Origin of the sequence: Jatrophihabitans sp. (assembly GCF_036389215.1) — a bacterium.
GTDB lineage: Bacteria > Actinomycetota > Actinomycetes > Mycobacteriales > Jatrophihabitantaceae > Jatrophihabitans_A.
The window spans coordinates 1-2336 of sequence record NZ_DASVQG010000325.1; the positions used below are offsets into that span (position 1 = coordinate 1).

General features: G+C 67.9%; 4 protein-coding genes. 2 read left to right on the top strand and 2 right to left on the bottom strand.

Annotated elements, in window-relative coordinates; translation table 11 throughout:
* Positions 1-130: 130 nt before the first annotated feature.
* Entirely contained in the window at positions 131-850 is a 720-nt protein-coding gene (locus VF542_RS18405) for a hypothetical protein (protein ID WP_408653153.1), read from the top strand.
* 16 nt (positions 851-866) lie between these two features.
* Here the strand turns inward: VF542_RS18405 and VF542_RS18410 are convergent, their stop codons facing one another.
* Positions 867-1070: a DUF2945 domain-containing protein gene (locus tag VF542_RS18410; protein WP_408653154.1), complete on the bottom strand. Its 204-nt coding sequence runs from the start codon at positions 1068-1070 to the stop codon at positions 867-869.
* A gap of 4 nt (positions 1071-1074) precedes the next feature.
* Entirely contained in the window at positions 1075-1722 is a 648-nt protein-coding gene (locus VF542_RS18415; RefSeq protein WP_408653155.1) for a TetR/AcrR family transcriptional regulator, read from the bottom strand.
* Positions 1723-1865: 143 nt separating this feature from the next.
* On the opposite strand from VF542_RS18415, the gene VF542_RS18420 reads away from it, so the two are divergent.
* Positions 1866-2171, top strand: coding sequence for a hypothetical protein (locus VF542_RS18420; protein WP_408653156.1), 306 nt, complete (start codon positions 1866-1868; stop codon positions 2169-2171).
* The last annotated feature ends 165 nt before the right edge of the window (positions 2172-2336 follow it).

The window sequence follows — 2336 nt, forward strand, 5'->3', positions numbered from 1 at the left end:
CCCCCCGGCTCTCAGCCCGCACAGAGTCAGAGCAGGGGCAGAGAGGTGACCTACGCCACAGGATGTCAGGCTTGCTCCTGTCGCACCGAACGTCTGGTTAGACGGGACCGGTGGTTTCAGGAGGCACGCGATGCAGAGCCGCAGTCTGTACCAGGTGCTGGCTACGGCGAGGTCCGGCGGCTCGCCGGCGCTGATGGTCGACATCAAGTGCCGTTCGCCCCGCGATGGTGAGCTGATCTCCAGCGAGCGGCTGGAGCCCTACGTCCGGGCGCTGGTCGGCGGTGGGGTCGATGCGCTGTCGACCCCGACCGACCCGGTCTACTTCGACGGCAGCATCGAGATCGCGAAGAAGATCCGCCAGCTGTCTCCGGTTCCCTTGATGCGCAAGGAGTTCTTCGACACCGTCGATCAGATGGACGAGTCGTATGAGGCCGGGTTCGACGCGGTGCAGCTGGCGATCAGTGCCTTTCTCGATCAAGGCCTGTTCGCCGCGATGAAGGCCCGCGCCGAGGAGCTCGGGCTCGAGGTCGTGATCGGCGTGCACAACGCCGAGCAGCTGGAACAGGCAGTGGAACTCGGAGCAATCGCCATCAGTATCAACTGCCGTGGGGTTGCCGCACTGAGGATGGAAGGCCCGTCGGCCAGCTATGGCCAGGTGCTGGCGAGCATGGCGCCACAGGACGTGCTGGTACTGCTGGAGAGCTCGGTCAGCTCCCGGCGTGACATCGAAAGCGCCGCGCAGGCGGGCGCCGACGGTGTGCTGATCGGAACGACGATCGCCAAGAGCAGCGACCCGGTCGGCATGCTGCAGTCGTTGCGGCCGCCCGAGTCCTGGCTGGCCACTGCCTGAGCCGGTCAGGCTCAGGTTAGCCCGGGCTCAGCGAGGACTCCTTGTGCGCGGCCTTGGCGCCGGACTTCTCCGACTGCACTATCCAGTACGGCTCGTCCGGTGAGGCGTTGAACTTCTGCCCCGCGTGGCTGAACGGAGCTGTCTTCTTCTCCACGGCATGGCCCTGGGTCCTACCTTGCGAGGTGTTCCAGCTGACCCGGTCACCCTTGCCGATCGACATGTTCTCACCGTACGACGGCTGCGCCCTTGAGCTTTGACCTCAGCGCCCGCCGGGCGATCGGGCCGAGGTCGTTGACCACCTCGACCAGCACACCCAGGCGTTCCAGCGAGTCCAGCGCATGTGCCGCGCCGTCGGCGTCGACACCCTCGTAGAGTTCCAGGCCGATGAACGACGCGCTGACGGCGCGAGCCAGGCCGGCGCTGTCGGCGACCTCGGCCAACGGGCTGCCACGCAACACGCGTTCGACGACCGATTCGACCTCGGCCGTCCACACCCGCATGGCGTAACGAGCGGCACCGGCCAGCACCGGGTCGTTCCCGGCGGCGGACATGAGCTGCGCCATCATCGCGACGTTTCCGATCGCGCGCTCGCGCTGGTGCAGTTCGCGACCTACCGCCAGCAGCCCGGGAAGGGACGTGACGGCCGCGAACTGGTTGCGGTAGTGCTCGACTGCCTCGTCCACCGCGTGCCGGCACGCGGCGTCGAGAAGCTCACTGACCGTCTTGAAGTGGTAGAAGATCAGCGCCTGGTTGACCCCGGCCCGCCCGGCGATGCCGCGCGCCGACGCCCCGGCCGCACCGTCCTCGCGCAGGGTGTCCGCGGCGGCGGCCAGCAGCTTGGCCCGGGTAGCGTTCATCGCCCCAGTGCCCATCGAGCCTCCTCCAGCCTTGAGCACCTGCTCAATCACGCCAGGCTATACCGTCGCAACCAGCCGCCCGCGCAAGGTCGACCGGCGCGCTGGCGACACGGCCGGCTGGCATCCGGTGTTCGGCCCCGAGGTGAGACAGTGGCTTCATGACGCACCTACCGACCTGGACCTACCAGGGAACCGTTCCGCTCACCGGCGACCTGTCGATCCTCGAATCGGCGCTGCACTCCGGCCGGGTTGCTGCCGCTGAACTCGGCTACACCGGCGAGCCCCGGATCATCGAGACCGAGGAGACGATGCTGAGCCGCCCGGACGGCGATCCGGAGACCGACCTGCTGTCTGCCGAGCAGGCCCTCCAGGCGGGCATCGATTTCAACCCCACCCTGCTGCGGTACCGGATGGAATGGGACGCTGAGGCCGATCCCGACGCCGAGCTGGCAGCCGGCGGCTGAGCCGGGATACGGAGCCCGTACCCGACCACAGGAAAGGGCCGTCCCGCTCTCTGCGCGGGACGGCCCTTCCTGCCGTTGGGTGGACTCAGGGTGGATGGTCTGCCTGCCGGCACCACCGCACCTTCGCGCACCGCGCGTCCACGACAGGTGTATGCTTGCTGATAG